The sequence below is a fragment of the Photobacterium aquae genome, from assembly GCF_001029445.1.
Taxonomy (GTDB): Bacteria; Pseudomonadota; Gammaproteobacteria; order Enterobacterales; family Vibrionaceae; genus Photobacterium; species Photobacterium aquae.
Window position 1 is genome coordinate 1 of the sequence record NZ_LDOT01000087.1, and the last position, 1144, is coordinate 1144.

Sequence of the window (1144 nt, forward strand, 5' to 3'; positions counted from 1 at the left end):
GTGCGTCTCCCAATTTCGCCACTTCCGCATTCGGATGCTTCTGATTGTATTTTCAATTTAGACAAGTCTAAACCGAAGAATGATGGTGCGGAAGGAGAGACTTGAACTCTCACACCTTGCGGCGCCAGAACCTAAATCTGGTGCGTCTACCAATTTCGCCACTTCCGCATTCAAATTGTCATCTTCAAAAAGAAGATGGTGGCTACGACGGGATTCGAACCTGTGACCCCATCATTATGAGTGATGTGCTCTAACCAACTGAGCTACGTAGCCAATAGAGTGTCGACATAATCAACAATCTTAAAGATGGCAGGTCTACCTGGATTCGAACCAGGGAATGACGGGATCAAAACCCGTTGCCTTACCGCTTGGCGATAGACCTGCAGGATGCTCTTTTCAGAGACTTTGTAATCAGAGCAGAATGGTGCGGAAGGAGAGACTTGAACTCTCACACCTTGCGGCGCCAGAACCTAAATCTGGTGCGTCTACCAATTTCGCCACTTCCGCATTCGGATGCTTCTGATTGTATTTTCAATTTAGACAAGTCTAAACCGAAGAATAATGGTGCGGAAGGAGAGACTTGAACTCTCACACCTTGCGGCGCCAGAACCTAAATCTGGTGCGTCTACCAATTTCGCCACTTCCGCTTAAATCAAGTTGTTGGTGCGGAGGGAGGGACTTGAACCCTCACGTCCTTGCGGACACTAGCACCTGAAGCTAGCGCGTCTACCAATTCCGCCACCACCGCACGTGGTATTCTCAGCCTGTAAAGGAAGAGAATGGTGGCTACGACGGGATTCGAACCTGTGACCCCATCATTATGAGTGATGTGCTCTAACCAACTGAGCTACGTAGCCAATAGAGTGTTGACATAATCAACAATCTTAAAGATGGCAGGTCTACCTGGATTCGAACCAGGGAATGACGGGATCAAAACCCGTTGCCTTACCGCTTGGCGATAGACCTGCAGGATGCTCTTTTCAGAGACTTTGTAATCAGAGCAGAATGGTGCGGAAGGAGAGACTTGAACTCTCACACCTTGCGGCGCCAGAACCTAAATCTGGTGCGTCTACCAATTTCGCCACTTCCGCATTCGGATGCTTCTGATTGTATTTTCAATTTAGACAAGTCTAAACCGAAGAAT

9 tRNA genes are annotated in these 1144 nt (G+C 48.1%); all 9 read right to left on the reverse strand.

The annotated features are described in order from the left end of the window. Nucleotides 1–83: 83 nt before the first annotated feature. A tRNA-Leu gene (locus ABT56_RS22945) sits at nucleotides 84–168 on the reverse strand. A 28-nt stretch (nucleotides 169–196) separates the two neighbouring features. After that, a tRNA-Met gene (locus ABT56_RS22950) sits at nucleotides 197–273 on the reverse strand. A gap of 34 nt (nucleotides 274–307) precedes the next feature. Continuing rightward, a tRNA-Gln gene (locus ABT56_RS22955) sits at nucleotides 308–382 on the reverse strand. 40 nt (nucleotides 383–422) lie between these two features. Continuing rightward, nucleotides 423–507, reverse strand: a tRNA-Leu gene (locus ABT56_RS22960). A gap of 55 nt (nucleotides 508–562) precedes the next feature. Continuing rightward, nucleotides 563–647: transfer RNA gene (locus ABT56_RS22965), tRNA-Leu, on the reverse strand. A 14-nt stretch (nucleotides 648–661) separates the two neighbouring features. Further along, nucleotides 662–748: transfer RNA gene (locus ABT56_RS22970), tRNA-Leu, on the reverse strand. A 32-nt stretch (nucleotides 749–780) separates the two neighbouring features. Beyond that, a tRNA-Met gene (locus tag ABT56_RS22975) sits at nucleotides 781–857 on the reverse strand. Nucleotides 858–891: 34 nt separating this feature from the next. After that, nucleotides 892–966 (reverse strand) — tRNA-Gln (locus ABT56_RS22980). A gap of 40 nt (nucleotides 967–1006) precedes the next feature. Further along, a tRNA-Leu gene (locus ABT56_RS22985) sits at nucleotides 1007–1091 on the reverse strand. Nucleotides 1092–1144 lie beyond the last annotated feature (53 nt).